Genomic DNA, 385 nt, shown 5'->3' with positions numbered 1-385 from the left:
GCCCTGATTACCGAAGACCGCAAAGGTGAGGGCCTGCTATTGACCCAGTCGATCAGTGCCAACATAGGCTTGGGCAATATGCACCGGGTTTCCAGTCTGGGGCTGGTGAGCGGTGTGCAGGAGGCTGCGCTGGCGCAACGCCAGATCGACGCGATGGGCATCCGCAGTTCAGGGCCCGGGCAAGTGGTGTCGCAACTTTCCGGAGGTAACCAGCAGAAGGTGGTCATCGGCCGCTGGCTGGAACGCGACTGTACGGTTTTGCTGTTTGATGAGCCCACCCGTGGCATCGATATCGGTGCCAAGTTTGATATCTACCGTCTGCTTGGTGAACTGACCCGTCAGGGCAGGGCGCTGGTGGTGGTATCGAGTGACCTGCGTGAACTGA

The 385-nt window shown here is 59.7% G+C and carries 1 protein-coding gene; it reads left to right on the top strand.

What is annotated here, in order from left to right:
- A partial coding sequence (locus tag GV818_RS33985; protein WP_161778770.1) for an ATP-binding cassette domain-containing protein occupies positions 1-385 on the top strand: 385 nt, incomplete at both ends.

Origin of the sequence: Pseudomonas sp. Fl4BN1 (genome assembly GCF_009908285.1) — a bacterium.
Taxonomy (GTDB): Bacteria; Pseudomonadota; Gammaproteobacteria; order Pseudomonadales; family Pseudomonadaceae; genus Aquipseudomonas.
This window is presented reverse-complemented; position numbering and strand designations above follow the sequence as displayed.